The sequence below is a fragment of the Flavobacterium algoritolerans genome, from assembly GCF_030010385.1.
Classification (GTDB): domain Bacteria; phylum Bacteroidota; class Bacteroidia; order Flavobacteriales; family Flavobacteriaceae; genus Flavobacterium; species Flavobacterium algoritolerans.
Window position 1 is genome coordinate 179,579 of record NZ_JASCRZ010000001.1, and the last position, 18,084, is coordinate 197,662.

Annotated in this window: 20 protein-coding genes; 13 read left to right on the forward strand and 7 right to left on the reverse strand. The window is 33.8% G+C overall.

Annotation, left to right across the window (positions count from 1 at the left end):
• Nucleotides 1–30: 30 nt before the first annotated feature.
• Together prmC and QLS65_RS00725 are read right to left on the reverse strand one after the other, a co-directional pair.
• Nucleotides 31–921 carry a peptide chain release factor N(5)-glutamine methyltransferase gene (gene prmC, locus QLS65_RS00720; protein WP_282714605.1) on the reverse strand — a complete coding sequence of 297 codons (891 nt, stop codon included), beginning with the start codon at nucleotides 919–921 and terminating at the stop codon, nucleotides 31–33.
• Between the two features lie 21 nt (nucleotides 922–942).
• Nucleotides 943–1,428 (reverse strand): GNAT family N-acetyltransferase, encoded by a 486-nt coding sequence (locus QLS65_RS00725; RefSeq protein WP_282714607.1) that lies wholly within the window; start codon nucleotides 1,426–1,428, stop codon nucleotides 943–945.
• Nucleotides 1,429–1,567: 139 nt separating this feature from the next.
• Here QLS65_RS00725 and ribD point away from each other — a divergent pair, with 139 nt between their 5' ends.
• Genes ribD through QLS65_RS00740 form a run of 3 tightly spaced genes read left to right on the forward strand, consistent with a single transcriptional unit; the run spans nucleotide 1,568 to nucleotide 3,847 of the window.
• Nucleotides 1,568–2,611 carry a bifunctional diaminohydroxyphosphoribosylaminopyrimidine deaminase/5-amino-6-(5-phosphoribosylamino)uracil reductase RibD gene (ribD, locus tag QLS65_RS00730; RefSeq protein WP_282714608.1) on the forward strand — a complete coding sequence of 348 codons (1,044 nt, stop codon included), beginning with the start codon at nucleotides 1,568–1,570 and terminating at the stop codon, nucleotides 2,609–2,611.
• Nucleotides 2,604–3,206, forward strand: coding sequence for an HAD family hydrolase (locus QLS65_RS00735; RefSeq protein ID WP_282710443.1), 603 nt, complete (start codon nucleotides 2,604–2,606; stop codon nucleotides 3,204–3,206). Before ribD ends, QLS65_RS00735 begins: the two co-directional genes overlap by 8 nt.
• Nucleotides 3,207–3,217: 11 nt before the next feature.
• Nucleotides 3,218–3,847, forward strand: a complete 630-nt coding sequence (locus QLS65_RS00740) for an IMPACT family protein (protein WP_282714610.1) — start codon at nucleotides 3,218–3,220, stop codon at nucleotides 3,845–3,847.
• Nucleotides 3,848–3,876: 29 nt separating this feature from the next.
• Here QLS65_RS00740 and QLS65_RS00745 read toward each other — a convergent pair whose 3' ends face one another.
• Nucleotides 3,877–4,281 (reverse strand): acyl-CoA thioesterase, encoded by a 405-nt coding sequence (locus QLS65_RS00745; protein WP_282710446.1) that lies wholly within the window; start codon nucleotides 4,279–4,281, stop codon nucleotides 3,877–3,879.
• Between the two features lie 184 nt (nucleotides 4,282–4,465).
• Here QLS65_RS00745 and dnaA point away from each other — a divergent pair, with 184 nt between their 5' ends.
• The 6 genes from dnaA to QLS65_RS00775 all read left to right on the forward strand — a co-directional run bounded on the left by dnaA (nucleotide 4,466) and on the right by QLS65_RS00775 (nucleotide 10,459).
• The gene (gene dnaA, locus QLS65_RS00750; RefSeq protein WP_035674283.1) at nucleotides 4,466–5,893 is read left to right on the forward strand and encodes a chromosomal replication initiator protein DnaA; all 1,428 of its coding nucleotides are present in this window, start codon (nucleotides 4,466–4,468) and stop codon (nucleotides 5,891–5,893) included.
• A 7-nt stretch (nucleotides 5,894–5,900) separates the two neighbouring features.
• On the forward strand, nucleotides 5,901–6,368 hold the full coding sequence (locus QLS65_RS00755; protein ID WP_099714590.1) for a low molecular weight protein-tyrosine-phosphatase: 468 nt from the start codon (nucleotides 5,901–5,903) through the stop codon (nucleotides 6,366–6,368).
• Between the two features lie 67 nt (nucleotides 6,369–6,435).
• A complete protein-coding gene (locus QLS65_RS00760; RefSeq protein WP_121342674.1) occupies nucleotides 6,436–7,158 on the forward strand; it encodes an SAM-dependent methyltransferase in 723 nt (240 codons plus the stop codon).
• A 507-nt stretch (nucleotides 7,159–7,665) separates the two neighbouring features.
• The gene (locus tag QLS65_RS00765; RefSeq protein WP_099714588.1) at nucleotides 7,666–8,199 is read left to right on the forward strand and encodes a hypothetical protein; all 534 of its coding nucleotides are present in this window, start codon (nucleotides 7,666–7,668) and stop codon (nucleotides 8,197–8,199) included.
• Nucleotides 8,200–8,373: 174 nt separating this feature from the next.
• Complete coding sequence (locus QLS65_RS00770; protein WP_282714614.1) at nucleotides 8,374–9,501, forward strand: methionine aminotransferase; 1,128 nt, start codon at nucleotides 8,374–8,376, stop codon at nucleotides 9,499–9,501.
• A gap of 76 nt (nucleotides 9,502–9,577) precedes the next feature.
• Entirely contained in the window at nucleotides 9,578–10,459 is an 882-nt protein-coding gene (locus QLS65_RS00775; protein WP_167547431.1) for an SDR family oxidoreductase, read from the forward strand.
• A gap of 129 nt (nucleotides 10,460–10,588) precedes the next feature.
• Here QLS65_RS00775 and QLS65_RS00780 read toward each other — a convergent pair whose 3' ends face one another.
• From QLS65_RS00780 to QLS65_RS00795, 4 genes are all read right to left on the reverse strand, one after another.
• The gene (locus QLS65_RS00780; protein ID WP_282714618.1) at nucleotides 10,589–10,900 is read right to left on the reverse strand and encodes a hypothetical protein; all 312 of its coding nucleotides are present in this window, start codon (nucleotides 10,898–10,900) and stop codon (nucleotides 10,589–10,591) included.
• Between the two features lie 73 nt (nucleotides 10,901–10,973).
• Entirely contained in the window at nucleotides 10,974–11,504 is a 531-nt protein-coding gene (locus QLS65_RS00785) for a YceI family protein (protein WP_282714620.1), read from the reverse strand.
• A gap of 48 nt (nucleotides 11,505–11,552) precedes the next feature.
• Complete coding sequence (locus QLS65_RS00790) at nucleotides 11,553–12,305, reverse strand: pirin family protein (RefSeq protein WP_282714622.1); 753 nt, start codon at nucleotides 12,303–12,305, stop codon at nucleotides 11,553–11,555.
• A 90-nt stretch (nucleotides 12,306–12,395) separates the two neighbouring features.
• A complete protein-coding gene (locus tag QLS65_RS00795) occupies nucleotides 12,396–12,977 on the reverse strand; it encodes a Crp/Fnr family transcriptional regulator (protein ID WP_282714624.1) in 582 nt (193 codons plus the stop codon).
• 151 nt (nucleotides 12,978–13,128) lie between these two features.
• Between QLS65_RS00795 and udk the strand changes: the two genes are divergently transcribed.
• The 4 genes from udk (at nucleotide 13,129) to scpA (ending at nucleotide 17,831) form a co-directional block, all read left to right on the forward strand.
• A complete protein-coding gene (gene udk / locus QLS65_RS00800; protein ID WP_282714625.1) occupies nucleotides 13,129–13,737 on the forward strand; it encodes a uridine kinase in 609 nt (202 codons plus the stop codon).
• 140 nt (nucleotides 13,738–13,877) lie between these two features.
• Nucleotides 13,878–14,198 carry an FtsB family cell division protein gene (locus tag QLS65_RS00805; RefSeq protein WP_099714581.1) on the forward strand — a complete coding sequence of 107 codons (321 nt, stop codon included), beginning with the start codon at nucleotides 13,878–13,880 and terminating at the stop codon, nucleotides 14,196–14,198.
• A gap of 62 nt (nucleotides 14,199–14,260) precedes the next feature.
• Nucleotides 14,261–15,625: a methylmalonyl-CoA mutase subunit beta gene (locus tag QLS65_RS00810; RefSeq protein WP_282714628.1), complete on the forward strand. Its 1,365-nt coding sequence runs from the start codon at nucleotides 14,261–14,263 to the stop codon at nucleotides 15,623–15,625.
• 67 nt (nucleotides 15,626–15,692) lie between these two features.
• Complete coding sequence (scpA, locus tag QLS65_RS00815) at nucleotides 15,693–17,831, forward strand: methylmalonyl-CoA mutase (RefSeq protein WP_282714630.1); 2,139 nt, start codon at nucleotides 15,693–15,695, stop codon at nucleotides 17,829–17,831.
• Nucleotides 17,832–18,084: the final 253 nt, after the last annotated feature.

Sequence of the window (18,084 nt, forward strand, 5' to 3'; positions counted from 1 at the left end):
CCATAACTTTTGCAAACACAATAACCAAAGTTAAATGCGATTGCTTCGTTCCTCGCAATGACAACTAATCATCCTGTCATTTCCGTAAATATCTTTTCGTAATTCAATATTTTTGAAATTCATTTTTTCAAGTAAATCAACCGTTTCTTTGCCTAGATATTGATTAATTTCAAAATACAATTGTCCGTTTTCAGATAGATTTTTCTGAGCCAATTCAGCTATTTTTTTATAAAAAATCAACGCATCATTATCTTCTACAAAAAGCGCCAAATGCGGTTCATTGTCCAATACATTTTTCTTAATTTCCTCTTTTTCCAGATTTCGAACATAGGGCGGATTAGAAACAATAATATCAAATTGTTGCCTTAAATCTTCCGTTTCAAGAATGTTTTGATTGATAAAAGTAACTTCCACAGCATTGCGTTCAGCATTTTTTTTGGCTGTAGCCAAAGCCTTTTCAGAAACATCAATGGCAAAAACTGCTGCATTTGGAATATTTTTCGCCAACGAAATGGCAATACAACCGCTTCCGGTTCCAATATCCAAAATACGGATATTTTGACTTTCGACTTTCGACTTTTGACTTTCTAAAATCCATTCGACTAATTCTTCCGTTTCAGGTCTTGGAATTAAAACATTCTCATTGACTTCAAAATCCAATCCATAAAAACTCGTTTTTCCTAAAAGATATTGTACTGGAATTTCCTGTTTCAATTGTTCCAAAATCGAATTCCAAACTACCATTTCTGCTTCCGAAAAAACCAAATCAGGATGCAGCGCCAAGTCTATTCTTTTCAATTGATGCTTTTCTTCTAAAATTAAATAGAAAAAACTCTCTGCTTCACCCGCATCATAAATTGGAGTTAGTTCCTGAATAAATTGGGTTCTGTATTCTTTAATTTTAAAAGAGTTGTTTTTCATTTAAAATTCATGATTTAAAATTTATAGTTTTTTGAGCATCCAAATAGGACAACTGGTATGACCGGTGCTTCCCATAGGAGAACAAATGTATTCAAAACCTACTTTTTTGTACAGTTTTTGAGCATCAAGCATAAAAGGCATTGTTTCCAAATAGCATTTTTCGAAACCAAAATCTTTAGCACTTTGCAAACATTTTTCCATCATTTGACTTCCTATTCCTAACCCTCTGGTTTCTGGCAGAAAATACATTTTTTGGAGTTCACAGATGGTTTCCGCTTCATTCTCAAGTGGTGCAACACCGGCAGAACCAATGATTTTCCCATCCTTTTCTACAACATAATAAACTGATTTTGGCTTACTGTATTCCTCAAACATTAAATCCAAATACGGATCTTCATAAGCTGTTCCTACTTTTGGAATATTTAATTCGTCAAAAACGGCTCTTATTAATTGTGCAACCGCTTGATTGTCTTCTTTTTTTATTTTTCTAATGCTGTAATTTTCCATTTTTATCAAAAACTAATTTTATATACAAAAGTAGAAATTGTTTATTGTTATTTTAGAAAGTTTCAAAACTAATCTCGTCCCGATCCCGAAGTTTCGGGACGGGATTGGGACTAAACTCAAAAATAACTACTTTTGTGTTGTGAAAATACATGAAAAATACATCCGACGCTGCATCGAATTAGCCAAAAATGGGTTGGGAACAACGTATCCAAATCCTTTGGTAGGCAGTGTTATTGTTTATGACGACAAAATCATTGGCGAAGGCTGGCATAAAAAAGCTGGAGAACCACACGCCGAGGTAAACGCTGTGAATTCCGTAAAAGATAAATCGTTATTGAAAAAAGCGACTATTTATGTGAGTTTAGAGCCGTGTAGTCATTTTGGCAAAACGCCACCTTGTTGTGATTTGATTATCAAAAATAAAATTCCAAATGTAGTTATTGGAACTGTTGACCCCAATTTAAAAGTGGCAGGAAACGGAATCAAAAAACTAATGGAAGCCGGAATACAGGTTACCGTAGGGATTCTTGAAGAAGAATGCAATGAACTTAATAAAAGGTTCTTTACATTTCATGAAAAGAAAAGACCCTACATTATTTTGAAATGGGCCGAAAGTCAAGATGGTTTTATTGCGCCAAAGGAAAAATCAGAAAAAAAACCAGTCTGGATTACAAATCAGTATTCGAGACAATTGGTACATAAATGGAGAACGGAAGAACAAGCTATTTTGGTGGGAACTCAAACCGCCATTGATGACAATCCAAAATTAAACGCACGGGATTGGTTCGGAAACAATCCGATTAGAGTAGTTTTAGACCAAAACAATCGCATTCCAAAAGACAATCATGTATTTGACAATCAAGCTAAAACAATCCTATTTTCTAAATCGAACCAATCTATTGAGAAAGAAAACTGTATCTTTGAGTATATTGATTTTGAACAAAACATAGCAACACAAGTAATAGAATCGCTATATAAGCATCAAATTCAATCCATTATAATTGAAGGCGGACGGCAAACTTTACAGACATTTATTGATGCCAATCTTTGGGACGAAGCTAGAATATTTGTTGGAAGTATCGAATTTAAGCAAGGAACCAAGGCTCCAAATCTTGCTAAAAACCAGTTCAAAAAACAATCTATTGGTAATGATCAATTAATACTATCTAGAAACTATGATTAATACTATAATTTTTGATTTTGGAGATATTTTTATCAACTTAGACAAAGAAGCTCCTATTGTTGCCTTTACTAAATTGGGCTTAAAAGAATGGACTGAGGATTTAGATGGACTCAATCTATCATTTGAAAAAGGAAAAATTTCTGAGCGTCAATTCATTGAAGGCTTTCAGAAACACATGCCTAATGCTTCAATAGACGAGATTAGAAGCGCTTGGAATACCATTTTATTGGATTTCCCATTATACAGACTTGAATTTTTACAAATGCTTTCGCAAAAATACCGCTTGTTCTTACTAAGTAATACAGATGCAATTCATATCGATAAATTTCAGCACACAGCCGGAATGACCTTTTACAGAGAGTTTTATCAATGTTTTGAAAAAGTTTATTTTTCTTTTGAGTTAGGCATGCGAAAACCCGACGCTGAAATTTTCAATTATTTGGTAAAAAAACATGAGTTAACGCCAAAACGCACTTTGTTTATTGATGACAAAAAAGAAAATACCGATGCCGCACTTGCATTAGGATTTCAAGTATGGAATTTACAAGTAGGAGAAGAAGATGTTGTTCATTTATTTGACAAAAAAATAATTTAGAAAAGTAGCTTTTGGAATTTAAAGACACCTACAACACTATTGATTTTCCCTCTTCAGCAGTATTATTCAAAGAAAAAAATAGTAAATTTTTTGGTTATGCCTTTCCTATTCAATCAGAGGAAGACGTAAAACCAATCATCGAAACCTTACGAAAACAACACCCTAATGCTGGACATTTTTGTTATGCCTATCAAATAGGTGCTGACATCATAACCTACAGAGCAAATGATGATGGCGAACCCAGCAATAGTGCAGGAATGCCTATTTATGGACAAATTCAGTCTTTTTCAGTAACCAATGTGCTTATTGTTGTCGTTCGAATATTTGGTGGCGTGAAATTAGGCATTGGAGGATTAATCACCGCATACAAAACAACCGCACAAATGGTTCTTGAGACCTGTGAAATTATCGAAAAAACGATAGATATTCATTTTACAATCACATTTGATTATAAGAATATGAATAAAGTAATGCGGGTAATTAAGGAAAAAAAACTTGAAATTGTAAATCAAGAAATGGAAATAAATGAAGATTCAGGACTTCCTATAGGCAAAATTGAAATAAAAACCAGAAAAAAAAATGCCGAAATGGTATTCGACATTTTTAATTCAATGTTTGGAATCGATATAAAACAACTCTAATTTCTACTCAAAATTGCTTTTTTTATAATTTATTCTATTGTTTTTAAGAGTTCTAAAATATAATTCGGCGGAGCAATGGGACGACCTGTTTTTAAGGACACAAAAACAAGTATAAATTGGGCAGTTGTTAATAACTCATCAGACTCATTATAAATAGCACAATCAAATTCTATCTTCACAGAACTCTGACTTTTGAAAATCGTGTGAACGGTAAGCAACTCATCATAGCGAGCTGATTTTTTATAATTTATATTCATGGAAACTATAGGAAGCGCAATTCCACTTTCCTCCATGCTTTTATACGAAATCCCTTTGTTTCTTAGCCATTCCACTCTTCCTATCTCAAAATAAGGGATGTAATTCCCATGATAAACAACGCCCATTTGATCCGTTTCGGAGTAACGCACCCTAACTTGTATTTGATGATCTTTCATTAATTATGTATTAAAATTTTTAAATTTAAAAAGCTCCTTACAACAATAATTTGGAAAATTATTGTCCAATATATTTTTTTTTACAGAAATTTGTTCACATATTTGTTACCCCGATAAATAATAAAAAAACATCTTTTTTTTTGTAAGATAACAATTACCAATAAAAAACAATTTAACAGAATATATGAACAAAACTGCTCAATCAGTATGGGAAAACTGTTTGTCTTTCATAAAAGACAACATTCAGGATCAAGCTTACAAAACTTGGTTCGAACCAATCAAATCAGTTGAACTTACCGATAACGCATTATATATTCAAGTTCCAAGTAAATTTTTCTACGAATGGCTAGAAGAACACTATGTTAAACTATTAAAAGTGGCGCTTACCAAAGAACTGGGTAAAAACGCAAAGTTACTCTATAAAATCAGAATGGAAAACACTTATGGCAACAAACAACCGTTTACGGAGCAATTGCCAAGTGCCAACAGAGTTCCTATGAAGCCGCAAGAAGTAGATGCTCCATTCAAAAACTTAAACCCAGAATTAAAAAATCCTTTTGTAATCCCGGGAATCCGAAATTTAAAAATTGAATCTCAACTGAATGCAAATTACAGTTTTGATAATTTTCTGGAAGGAGATTCTAATAGATTAGCGCGTTCTGCAGGTATGGCTGTTGCCAATAAACCTGGAGGAACTTCGTTTAATCCGCTATTGATTTTTGGAGGAGTTGGACTAGGAAAAACACACTTAGCACATGCTATTGGTGTGGAAATAAAAGACAAATACCCTGAAAAAACAGTTTTATATATATCAGCTGAGATTTTCACACAACAATATATTGACTCGGTAAAGAAAAACAATCGAAATGATTTCATCCACTTCTATCAATTAATTGACGTTTTAATTATTGATGATGTCCAGTTCCTTTCCGGAAAATCTGGAACGCAGGATGTGTTTTTCCATATTTTCAATTATTTACATCAAAATGGCAAACAGGTAATCTTGACATCAGACAAGGCACCAGTTGACATGCAAGATATTGAACAACGATTGCTATCTCGTTTCAAATGGGGATTGTCTGCTGAATTGCACCAACCGGATTATGAAACCAGAATTTCTATCCTAAAAAATATATTGTACAGAGATGGTGTTGAAATCCCTGAAGAAATAATAGAATATGTTGCCCGTAACATCAAATCCAATGTAAGAGAACTCGAAGGAGCCATTATTTCCTTGATTGCACAATCTTCATTCAATAAAAAAGAAGTTACACTTGAACTTGCTAAAAGTGTTGTAGAAAAATTTGTTAAAAATGTAAAACGAGAAATTTCTATCGATTACATTCAAAAAATTGTTTCGGATTATTTCCAATTAGATTTAGAAACATTACAATCAAAAACCAGAAAAAGGCACGTTGTTCAGGCCAGACAATTGGCAATGTTTTTTGCAAAAAAATTCACAAAAGCATCTTTAGCAAATATTGGTTCTCAAATTGGGGACAGAGATCACGCTACCGTATTACATGCCTGTAAAACCGTTGATAATTTAGTTGCTACTGACAAACAATTCAAGAAATTTGTTGAGGATATCAATAAAAAATTAACGCTGTAAACGCATCATGCCCGTGAAAATTTTAATGGTTTGTTTAGGCAATATTTGCCGATCACCCTTGGCCGAAGGCATATTGGCCTCAAAGCTCCCAAAAAATAAATTCAAAGTTGATTCAGCAGGAACTGGTTCTTGGCATGTTGGCCATAAACCTGATGATCGATCCGTTGCTGTAGCAAAAAAAAATAAAATAAACATTTCAGATCAAAAGGGAAGACAATTCAGCAAATCTGATTTTGATTCATTTGATTACATCTATGTAATGGATAATTCTAATTACGACGATGTTATTGAACTTGCCGAAAGTCAAGAACATAAACAGAAAGTCCAACTCATTTTGGATGAATTATTTCCAAACGAGAAAGTAGATGTTCCAGATCCTTATTTTGGTTTACCCAATGGATTTGAAATAGTGTATAATATGCTTGATGAAGTTTGCGATGTAATTGCAAAAAAGCTAATAGACAAACATCAATAATCTTTGGATTTAAAATTTTCAGAAGAAATCAACAGGAAATTTACTTTAGAAACGTAAAAATACAGCAATGCAAACAACTACTTTATTAGGAAAACTGTACTTAATCCCTACTACAATGGGCGATTGCGATCCAATGGATGTGTTGCCTCAAACCGTAAAAAGAAGTATTGATTTCATTGATTATTATATTGTTGAAAACGAAAAAACAGCCCGAAAATCTATTAAAGGCGTACATCCTGAAAAGAAACAATCGGAGCTAAAACTTTTTGTATTAAACAAACATACCGAAACCAAAGAGCATTTAGATTTCATTAAACCTTTATTAGAAGGGAAAAATATGGGATTAATGAGCGAAGCAGGCTGCCCTGGTGTTGCTGATCCCGGTGCAGTTATTGTAAAATTAGCACATGAAAAAGGAATTCAAGTTATACCGTTAGTTGGACCTTCTTCAATTCTTTTGGCGATGATGGCTTCAGGAATGAATGGACAAAGTTTTACGTTTAATGGTTATTTACCAATAGAAAAAGGAGAAAAAAAGACAGCTCTGAAAAATTTGGAAAAATTATCTCAGGAGAAAAACCAATCTCAAATATTCATAGAAACTCCGTATCGAAATAATAAAATGCTGGAGGATATCTTACAGGCTATTAATCCCGCGACTCACCTTTGTATTGCTACTGACATTACTCTACCTACAGAATATATCAAAACCCTGAGAGCTTCTGATTGGAAAAAAGTAAAAGTAGATTTACACAACCGCCCTACTATTTTCATCATTCACAAAATGTAACTTTCCTCATTTTGAAATTTAAAAATTGGTTTTTAAATCTCATTTAAAGACCAATCGCTTTTCCAAATAGTATAAAAACACTTCTTTTTTAGTGCTGCAATTTCATTTCAAAATTAAATATTTTGAAAGGTTTTCTCATGTCAATTAGACAACCTAAAAAATTCCTTACTAAAAGATCCTTTTTTATATCGAAAGAGCAAATATGGCTTTGTTTCCTCGCTATTGCAAATGGATTTTCCTGCTAAAAAACTCCCATAAAACGGCTATTTATATTAACATTAATTACAAAAAAATTAACCTGCGTACCTATAAAAAAAAGCTAATTTTACTAATGCCCACAGTCATTTTTTGATTCAAAATTCAAAAAATAAAACTACTGATGTTATGAATTATAATGATCTAAATAAATTACAAACAACAAAAAGGGGAAGAAATGAATTAAGCCTTACTAATTATTTTTATCATTAATGTATTATGTATTAGACCATTAATTCAAAAAAAAGTATCATGAAATCATATATAATTGTTTTATTTTTTTTATGCATAAGCACACTATCTTATTCCCAAGATAAAGAAGTTAATTCAGGGCAAGGAAATATTAAAATGGAAAATTTACCAGGAGTTGTTATTAAAAGTGCCGGTAAGGATTTTTCCATATACTTACCTGATAGAAACCCAGATAAAAGTGTAAGAGCACTTGAAGAAAAATTCATAGCCTATGATTTAGGGAGAGATTATGAAGGATTTGAAAATTATTTGGTGATTATGGAAACCAGTAAAGGCACATTGACTGCAACATATAATGAAAATGGTAAATTGACTAGTGTAATTGAAAACTATAAAAATATAAAACTTCCTAATAGTGTAATTTATTCCATTTACAAAACATACCCAGGTTGGCAGATTATAAATGACAAGTATCTATATTCTCAAAAAGAAGGTGATATTATTAAAAAAGAGTACAATCTTAAGATAAAAAAAGGCAATGAAGTTCGAAAATTAATTGTCAAACCAGATGGTGAAATTGTCAAAGGAAATTAAACTACTAACAACCATAAAGAAAAAGCTACCAAATTGGTGGCTTTTTTTTTAGTATACGATTTAGCAAAAAAATACAAAACGCAATAACTTAAATTTTTGATAATTATCAGTTCCCAAAAAATTAAAATTAGGATTAAACTACTACTTTTATAAAGTAATCAACGTTATTTTTTTATGAGTAAACTACCAAATATCAGCACGAGTATTTTTACGGTTATGTCAAAAATGGCAGCTGAATATAACGCCATCAATCTTTCACAAGGTTTTCCAAACTTTCCTGTTGATGAAAGATTAACTGATATTATTTCCAAACTGGCGAAAGAAAATGTGCATCAATACACTCCAATGTCTGGTTATTCTCCATTATTATCAAAAATAGCGACACTCGTTAAACACTCCTATGGAAGAACTATTCTGCCCGAAACGGAATTGCTGGTTACTGCCGGAGCAACACAAGCTATTTTTACCACTATAATGGCTTTGGTGAAAAATAATGATGACGTAATTATCTTAGATCCAAGTTATGATTGCTATGAAGCACCCGTCTTATTGTGTAACGCAAATCCAGTTCGGGTAGCACTGAATGATGATTATACTCCAAATTGGGAAATTATCGAAAAGGCATCTACTCCAAAAACCAAAATGATTATCATTAATAATCCGCATAATCCAACGGGGAAAATCTTAGCGAATTCTGATTTTGAATCGTTGGAAATCCTGTTGGAAAAATATCCGGATATCGTACTTCTTTCTGATGAAGTCTATGAATACATCACTTTCGAAGAAAAACATATTTCGGCTCATACACGTGAGAAATTATTAAATCGTAGTGTGATGGTTTCCTCTTTTGGAAAATCGTTCCATGTTACGGGTTGGAAAGTTGGTTATTTAGTAGCGCCGGAATACCTAATGAAGGAAATCAAAAAAGTACATCAGTTTTTAGTTTTTAGCGTAAATAGTATTTCTCAAATTGCTATTAGCGAGTATCTAGACATCGTTTCTATTGCTGAAATCGGGAAATTATATCAGGAAAAACGGGATTACTTTAGACAATTATTAAAAAATAGTCGGTTCGAACTCATGCCTTGCGAGGGAACTTATTTTCAGGTGGCTTCTTATGCAGCTATATCAAATGAGAGCGATGTTGATTTCTGTAAACGCCTCATTACTGAACATGGCGTGGCTGCAATTCCTATTTCTACTTTTTATGCCGATGGGAAAGACTTGAAATTAATACGTTTCTGTTTTGCAAAAGACAATGCTACGCTGGAAGAAGCTGCTAAAAGATTGTGTGCAATTTAAAAGAAACGATTTTGTTTTTTATTATGCATGCATACTATTTAATTTATTATATTTACAATAAAAAAATATCAAAAATATGAGTTATACAGATAAAATGTTACGTGACGATGCCCTAAAAGGCAAAGTAATTGTCGTAACCGGAGGCGGAAGCGGTTTAGGAAAAGCAATGACTAAATATTTCTTGGAATTGGGTGCGCAAGTTGCCATTACTTCCAGAGATTTAGAAAAACTGAAAAATACTGCAGCAGAACTGGAAACGGAAACAGGCGGAACTTGTCTTCCTATTCAATGTGATGTACGCCATTATGAAGAAGTGGAAAATATGCTTCAAGAAGTTTTGAAAGCTTTTGGAAAAGTGGATGTTTTACTGAATAATGCTGCCGGAAACTTTATTTCTCCAACCGAAAGATTATCTGCAAATGCTTTTGATACAGTAATTGATATTGTTTTAAAAGGAACCAAAAACTGTACCCTTGCTTTTGGAAAACATTGGATTGACACCAAACAAAAATCATCTACCATCTTAAATATTGTTACGACTTACGCTTGGACAGGTTCTGCTTATGTGGTGCCAAGTGCTACTGCAAAAGCCGGAGTTCTTGCTATGACACGAAGTCTTGCGGTAGAATGGGCAAAATACGGAATTCGTTCTAATGCAATTGCTCCGGGACCGTTCCCAACTAAAGGAGCGTGGGACCGATTATTACCAGGAGATTTAGCCGAAAAATTTGATATGGCTAAAAAAGTGCCATTAAAGCGTGTAGGAGATCATCAGGAATTAGCCAATTTAGCGGCTTATTTAGTTTCTGATTTTTCAGCGTATGTAAATGGTGAAGTCGTTGTTATTGATGGTGGCGAATGGTTGAAAGGAGCCGGTCAATTCAATATTCTAGAAGCTATTCCTGAAGAACTTTGGGATCAGTTGGAAATGATGATTAAAGCAAAGAAGAACAAATAATAGTTTTATACAAAACAAAAAAGAGAGTCACTTGGCTCTCTTTTTTTAGTTGACACTACTAAATATTTTAGTAAACATCCTATTTTATAAATTTAACCATTAAGAAACTAAATGGTAAAAAAAGAGTTTTTAATTTTTATTGTTTTCCAAGGCCAGTAAAATTTCACTTTTCAGTAAACCACTTCCACCGCCATAATGCTGAACAATAATTATATTTGGATTCTGTTTATTGAAAAAAGTACACAAATTAGTTTCACTTTCTTCTTGAATTCCGGAACCTAACAATACAAGTGAAAAATCTTTTCTTATAAAAACCTCCTTAGCTTCCTCATCGTTCATAACGCCTACTCCATTCCAATTCTCGTTTGCATTTATTAATCGGATTACAGTTGCCAAGATTTCGAGATGTCTTCCTATGTATAAAATATTTATGGTTTCCATCATTCCAATTTTTAAAAAACACAAACCTCAAGAGAAATAATTCTTTGAGATTTGTGCTTAATTTATTTTAAAATTATTGTTGCAAAAATTGCAATTCGATATTCAAACGAACTTCTTCGCTTACTAAAACACCGCCAGTTTCAAGAGCCGAATTCCAGTTTAATCCCCAATCTTTTCTGTTGATTTTTCCTTCTAATGCAAGTGCCATTTTGGTATTTCCCCATGGATCTTTCATTAATCCGCCATATTCTGCAGCTAATTTCACTGATTTTGTGACACCGTGTAAGGTTAAATCTCCAACCAATTCATATTCGCCCTCATTGATTTTGGTAAAAGAAGTAGCGCTAAATTTAATTTCTGGAAACTGTGCAGCATCAAAAAAATCTGGGCTCAATAAATGAGTATCTCTATCTGCATTTCCTGTTGTTATCGAATCAATTGCACCTGTAAATTCAATTTTTGCGTTTTCAAAATCGTTATCTTCTTCTTCAATCGTTGCGTCGAATTTTGAAAATTTACCTGAAACATTAGTGAACATCATGTGTTTCACTTTAAAACCAATTTCTGAGTGTGTTGGGTCAATTACCCATTTTGTTGTTGACATAGTATTATTTTATTTATTATTAGTTATTTCTATTATTCATTTATTTAATTACAATTTCATCGGTACTTCCATCAAAAGGATTTCGGCATTGGCAGAATTAGCGGTAATTTTAATACTATTGGTATCCCAAATTCCTAATCCGTCACGTTCATTTAAAGCAATGTCCCCTATGGTGAAATCCCCTTTCAAAACAAAAGCATAGATTCCATTTCCTGGTTTTTTCAATTCATACGAAGTTGAAAAATCATTGTCAAACTTTCCAATATGAAACCAAGCATCCTGATGAATCCAAACGCCTTCATCTTCTGGATTTGGTGATAAAATTTGTTGTAATTTATTGTGACGATCGTTTAAATCTAAAGTAATTTGGTCATAACGAGGCGTTATATTTTTTTGATTTGGATAAATCCAAATCTGCAAAAACTTAACCAACTGATCTTTATTTTTATTGTATTCGCTGTGAAAAATCCCCGTACCGGCGCTCATCGCCTGAATATCACCTTCCTTGATTACGGTAGTATTTCCCATACTGTCTTGGTGTTCTAAATCACCTTCGAGCGGAATAGAAATAATTTCCATATTATCATGCGGATGTTTCCCAAAACCCATTCCCTGATTGACTCTGTCATCATTCAAAACGCGCAACACGCCAAAATTCATTCGTTCTGGATTGTGGTAATTTGCAAAACTAAAAGTGTGATAGGATTCTAACCAACCGTGATTGGCATGACCGCGAGTATCCGCTTTATGCAAAACGGAATGTGTAATTGCTCCTTCTATTATTTTATCTGTATTTTCCATTGTTCTGTTCTTTAATATTGTGGTACAAAGTTGCGTCAAAAAAAAAGCGCATGCATTGAACTAGGACAAGAAATGAAAAATAACTAGAATTTAGTGTTTCGCTATTTTAGTTCTTATTTTACTAAGAAACTCCGCCGAAATACCCAAATAAGAAGCAATATAATGCTGGGCAACGCGCTGTGAAAGTGTAGGATAATGGTCGAGAAATTCTAAATATTTCTCGGTGGCAGTTTTAGAAATGGTGTAAAACAAGCGTTCTTGGGTTACCGCAAGATTGCGTTGCATCAAGATGCGGAAAGCGCGTTCAAACTTTGGTGCTTTAACGAATAATTCTTCTTTACTGTCTGGACTGAACATAAAAAATTCGCAATCTTCCAATGTTTCGATATACACACGACTCGGTTTATCTTCATAAATACTAAAAGAAATATCGCTTATCCACGCATTTTCGATGGCAAATTGTAGAATGACTTCAAAACCATTGGCATCAATATAATATTTACGGACACAGCCTTTGATAACAAAGGCTTCAAAATTGCACATCTCGCCTTCATGAAGTAAAATTGTCTTCTTAGGAACCGTTTTATATTCCAATAAAGAATTGAAAATTTCTAATTCTTTCGGTTCAAAAGTGACATAGCGACTTATATTTTTATTGATTTGTGAATACAAAGCAGTCTGTTTTAGAAACTAAAGATAGAAAAAAATGTCAATTAATAACGAGCAATAAATATATTAAATTAGCAAGATTTCCTCAAAAAAAAAAATCCACTCCCAATTAAATTCCTATTTTTGTCGGGATAAAATACATAACAAAAAAATTATGCTCATTATAGGAATTGCAGGTGGTACAGGAAGCGGAAAAACAACCGTTGTACATCAAATCATGAATGAATTACCAGAAACCGAAGTAGGAATTATTTCGCAAGACTCGTATTATAAAGAAAATCACGGACTATCATTTGATGAAAGAGCATTAATTAATTTTGATCATCCGCGTGCCATTGATTTCGAATTATTGGTCACTCACCTTAAAGAATTAAAAGAAGGAAACAACATTCATCAGCCCGTTTATTCGTTTGTGACACACAATAGAACGGACGATACCGTTTTCACACATCCTCGAAAAGTGATGATTGTGGAAGGGATTTTAATTTTGGCAAACTCAGAATTAAGAGAATTATTTGATGTAAAAATATACGTTCATGCTGATTCTGACGAACGATTAATCCGTCGTATGAAACGCGATATCGCTGAACGTGGCCGAGATATGCATGAAGTAATCAACAGATATCAAACAACATTGAAGCCAATGCACGAGCAGTTTATAGAACCAACCAAAGCATTTGCAGACATTATTATACCAAACGATAAATACAACACGGTAGCCATTGATGTAGTTCGTGCGGTAATAAATCAAAAAATTCTATAATTTAATTGTAATTTTAGTGTAATAATTATTAGGAGCTATTTCCCGCTTTCCGTTTCAATCTTTTAGTAGGTGAATCTTCCTTCGTCATCATCACCTACTAAAAGGATTTTCACTGTAATCGGGGCTAAAAAAAATAAAAAATGACAAATCCGTATAAAGACAAACCTTGGTTTAAATTTTTAAGTAACAAATATGTCTGGGTGTTGTTATTTTTTGCTACTTGGATGATTTTTTTGGACAACTATTCCTATTTCGGGCATCGAGTTCTAGACAAACAAATCAACGAATTAGAAGACAATGCCAATTATTATAAGGAAGAAATAAAAAAGGACCAAGAGAACATCAAGCAATTAAAAAATTCAGAACAGATAGAAAAATACGCCCGAGAAAAATACTATATGAAAAAAGATAGTGAAGATATTTATATCATTGAATTCGAAGGTGACACGATTGAAAAATAAAACACCAAGTTTCAGCTCATTTCCAATAGGAAAAAGCTGGAATTAGGAAAACCATAAACAAAATGACAACAAATCTTTTCGATGATTTCAATCCCATTTCCTCCAAACAATGGAAACAAAAAATCCAATTTGAACTCAATGGAGCGGATTATAATGAAACGGTAGTTTGGAATTCTCCCGAAGACATCCAAGTGAAACCTTTTTATCACAAAGATGAGTTTGCCAAAGCTTTCTCAGTAACTACAAAAGCGACAAATTTCAAAATTTGCCAAAATATATTTGTTTATGATATTGAAAAATCTATCGAAAGAGCATTAGATTCTTTGAGTCGTGGTGCGGACAGCCTTCGTTTTACAATAGAAAACGAATCGATTGATGTTACCAATCTATTGGAGCAATTACCTTTAGAAAAAGTTATTGTTTATTTTAATCTGGGGTTTATTTCAATCGATTTCGTAAAAAAAATAGATGCATTTGCAAAGAAAAATAACACCGCCATTTTCTGTAATCTGGATCCAATTGGGCAATTAGCCAAAGACGGAAACTGGTTTACAACCAAAGAAAAAAATAATTTCGAAACACTGAATTTACTTTCGACTGCAACACCATCTGTATCGTTAATAAGCATTAATGCGGCATTGTATCAAAATGCCGGTGCCAACATGGTGCAGCAAATTGCCTATAGTTTAGGACATGCCAATGAATATTTCAACAGGGTTGAAGCTATAAACAAACCCATTGTTTTTGAAGTTGCCGTGGGGACAAATTACTTTTTTGAAATTGCAAAACTGCGTGCTTTACGATTACTTTTTAATCTGATTGCCAAAGAATACAACCACAACTTAGATTGCAACATCATTGTTTCGCCTACAAAACGAAACAAAACTTTATACGATTATAACGTGAATATGTTGCGTACCACAACCGAATGTATGAGCGCAATTATTGGCGGAGCGGATGCTATTGCTAATTTACCTTACGATGCATTATACCACAAAGACAACGAATTTGGTGACCGAATTGCCCGAAACCAATTGTTGATTCTCAAAAACGAAAGTTATTTTGATAAAGTTAATAATCCGGCTGACGGCAGTTATTACATCGAAAATCTTACTAATCAATTAGCTGAAAAATCATTGGCTTTATTCAAAGATATTGAGGCAAATGGAGGTTTCCTGAAACAACTTAATGATGGAATCATCAAAAGAAAAATTCAGGAAAGTGCTGATACCGCACAAGCATTATTTGATAACGGTAAAGAAATTTTATTGGGAACAAACAAACATCCCAACAAACAAGATAAAATGAAACACGATTTAGAGCTGTTCCCTTTTGTAAAAGTCAAACCAAGAAAAACATTGATTACACCAATAATCGAAAAACGTCTGGCAGAAAAAATAGAACAAGAGCGACTTGGTCTTGAATAAGATTCAGCAATTTCGACTAATCAAAATTAAAAATTCATCAGCATTCGTGTAATTCGGTACTAAACAAATGAAAAGAAAAGATTTACAACATATAAAATTAGAAAGTACACCGTTGAAAGTGGAGAATGAAAATTCTTTGGCTGATGCATTTCTAACCGCAGAAGGAATCGAACTAAAACCAACGTATTCGGAACAAGACATTGAAAATCTTACTCATCTTGATTTTGGAGCTGGTTTTGCACCAAATTTACGCGGACCTTATGCAACAATGTACGTACGCAGACCTTGGACCGTTCGCCAATATGCAGGATTTTCAACTGCTGAAGAAAGTAATGCTTTTTACAGAAGAAACCTAGCAGCGGGTCAAAAAGGACTTTCCATCGCTTTTGATTTACCTACTCATCGCGGCTACGATTCCGATCATGAACGTGTGGTAGGTGATGTAGGAAAAGCTGGAGTTGCAATTGATTCCGTGGAAGATATGAAAGTATTATTCGACCAAATTCCGCTAGATGAAATGTCCGTTTCTATGACGATGAATGGCGCTGTTTTACCTATTATGGCTTTCTATATTGTCGCCGCCGAAGAACAAGGTGTAAAACCCGAGTTACTTTCCGGAACGATACAAAATGACATATTGAAAGAGTTTATGGTGCGTAACACGTATATTTATCCGCCAACGCCTTCGATGAAAATCATTGCAGATATTTTTGAATTTACCAGCAAAAAAATGCCCAAATTCAACTCGATTTCCATTTCAGGATATCACATGCAAGAAGCGGGAGCCACTGCTGACATTGAATTGGCTTACACTTTGGCCGATGGATTGGAATACATTCGAACAGGATTAGCGACCGGAATGAAAATTGATGAGTTTGCACCAAGATTATCCTTTTTCTGGGCGATTGGAATGAACCATTTTATGGAAATTGCCAAAATGCGTGCCGGAAGGATGATATGGGCAAAACTGGTGAAACAATTCGAACCAAAAGACGATAAATCATTAGCCTTGCGAACCCATTGCCAAACTTCGGGTTGGAGTTTAACCGAGCAAGATCCTTTTAACAATGTGGCACGAACCTGTATTGAAGCAGCCGCAGCCGCTTTTGGAGGAACACAATCTTTGCATACCAATGCCTTGGACGAAGCCATAGCTTTACCTACGGATTTCTCGGCAAGAATTGCCAGAAACACGCAACTCTATTTACAAGAAGAAACTAAAATCACCAAAACTGTTGATCCTTGGGCCGGTAGTTATTACGTAGAAAGTTTGACGAATGAGATTGCCGAAAATGCTTGGAAACTAATCGAAGAAGTGGAAGAACTGGGCGGAATGACGAAAGCCATTGAATCTGGAATTCCGAAACTTAGAATCGAGGAAGCGGCCGCAAGAAAACAAGCAAGAATAGACAGCGGACAGGATATTATTGTCGGTGTGAATCAATATAGATTAGAAAAGGAAGATCCGTTACAGATTCTGGATGTGGATAACCAAATGGTTCGCAAGCAACAATTGGAACAATTAGACCGAATCAAAGCGACTCGAGATACTGAAAAAGTCCAAAATTCATTAAAAAAACTAACCCTTTGTGCGCAAACAGGAGAAGGTAATTTATTGGAAATTGCCGTTGAAGCCGCTAGAAACCGAACAACATTAGGAGAAATCAGTGATGCATTAGAAGCGGTTTTTGGAAGATACAAAGCACAAATTAAATCCTTTAGCGGTGTGTATAGTAAAGAAATAAAAGACGACAAGAGTTTTGAAAAAGCAAAACAATTAGCAGACGAATTTGCTAAAAAAGAAGGACGTCGCCCTCGAATAATGATTGCCAAAATGGGACAAGACGGGCACGATCGTGGTGCAAAAGTTGTGGCTACAGGTTATGCTGATGTTGGTTTTGATGTAGATATTGGCCCACTTTTTCAAACACCAGCCGAAGCTGCCAAACAAGCCGTAGAAAACGATGTACATATTTTAGGGGTTTCTTCTCTAGCGGCCGGACACAAAACTCTTGTGCCACAAGTAATTGAAGAGCTAAAAAAATACGGTCGAGAAGATATTATGGTGGTTGTAGGCGGAGTAATTCCTGCGCAAGATTACCAGTTTTTATTTGATTCTGGTGCTGTTGCCGTGTTTGGGCCAGGAACAAAAATTAGTGAAGCTGCCATTAAAATATTAGAAATTTTAATGGGCAGTTTCGAATAAAAAAGGACACTATAATTTTCAATTCTATCTAAAGCACTAATCAAAAGATTGGTGCTTTTTTTGTTTTTTATTAAAAAGGAAGAACATACTATTCCTATTAAAAAAGAAATGATTTAACTGATTTTATTAACATAAGTTATGGTATAAATTAACGCAAAAAACTGAATTAAAAAGCTAAATTTACATAAGCATATTCATTTTTGTTAAAAATTTAAAATTGTAAATTACTGATATATAGATAATTAAACAACTA

Bases quoted from the DNA above. Each gene is read 5' to 3' on its own strand.
- prmC (WP_282714605.1), bottom strand. From the start codon at position 921: ATGAAAAACAACTCTTTTAAAATTAAAGAATACAGAACCCAATTTATT.
- QLS65_RS00725 (WP_282714607.1), bottom strand. From the start codon at position 1,428: ATGGAAAATTACAGCATTAGAAAAATAAAAAAAGAAGACAATCAAGCG.
- QLS65_RS00735 (WP_282710443.1), top strand. From the start codon at position 2,604: ATGATTAATACTATAATTTTTGATTTTGGAGATATTTTTATCAACTTA.
- QLS65_RS00745 (WP_282710446.1), bottom strand. From the start codon at position 4,281: ATGAAAGATCATCAAATACAAGTTAGGGTGCGTTACTCCGAAACGGAT.
- dnaA (WP_035674283.1), top strand. From the start codon at position 4,466: ATGAACAAAACTGCTCAATCAGTATGGGAAAACTGTTTGTCTTTCATA.
- QLS65_RS00755 (WP_099714590.1), top strand. From the start codon at position 5,901: ATGCCCGTGAAAATTTTAATGGTTTGTTTAGGCAATATTTGCCGATCA.
- QLS65_RS00760 (WP_121342674.1), top strand. From the start codon at position 6,436: ATGCAAACAACTACTTTATTAGGAAAACTGTACTTAATCCCTACTACA.
- QLS65_RS00765 (WP_099714588.1), top strand. From the start codon at position 7,666: ATGAAATCATATATAATTGTTTTATTTTTTTTATGCATAAGCACACTA.
- QLS65_RS00770 (WP_282714614.1), top strand. From the start codon at position 8,374: ATGAGTAAACTACCAAATATCAGCACGAGTATTTTTACGGTTATGTCA.
- QLS65_RS00775 (WP_167547431.1), top strand. From the start codon at position 9,578: ATGAGTTATACAGATAAAATGTTACGTGACGATGCCCTAAAAGGCAAA.
- QLS65_RS00780 (WP_282714618.1), bottom strand. From the start codon at position 10,900: ATGGAAACCATAAATATTTTATACATAGGAAGACATCTCGAAATCTTG.
- QLS65_RS00785 (WP_282714620.1), bottom strand. From the start codon at position 11,504: ATGTCAACAACAAAATGGGTAATTGACCCAACACACTCAGAAATTGGT.
- QLS65_RS00790 (WP_282714622.1), bottom strand. From the start codon at position 12,305: ATGGAAAATACAGATAAAATAATAGAAGGAGCAATTACACATTCCGTT.
- udk (WP_282714625.1), top strand. From the start codon at position 13,129: ATGCTCATTATAGGAATTGCAGGTGGTACAGGAAGCGGAAAAACAACC.
- QLS65_RS00805 (WP_099714581.1), top strand. From the start codon at position 13,878: ATGACAAATCCGTATAAAGACAAACCTTGGTTTAAATTTTTAAGTAAC.
- QLS65_RS00810 (WP_282714628.1), top strand. From the start codon at position 14,261: ATGACAACAAATCTTTTCGATGATTTCAATCCCATTTCCTCCAAACAA.
- scpA (WP_282714630.1), top strand. From the start codon at position 15,693: ATGAAAAGAAAAGATTTACAACATATAAAATTAGAAAGTACACCGTTG.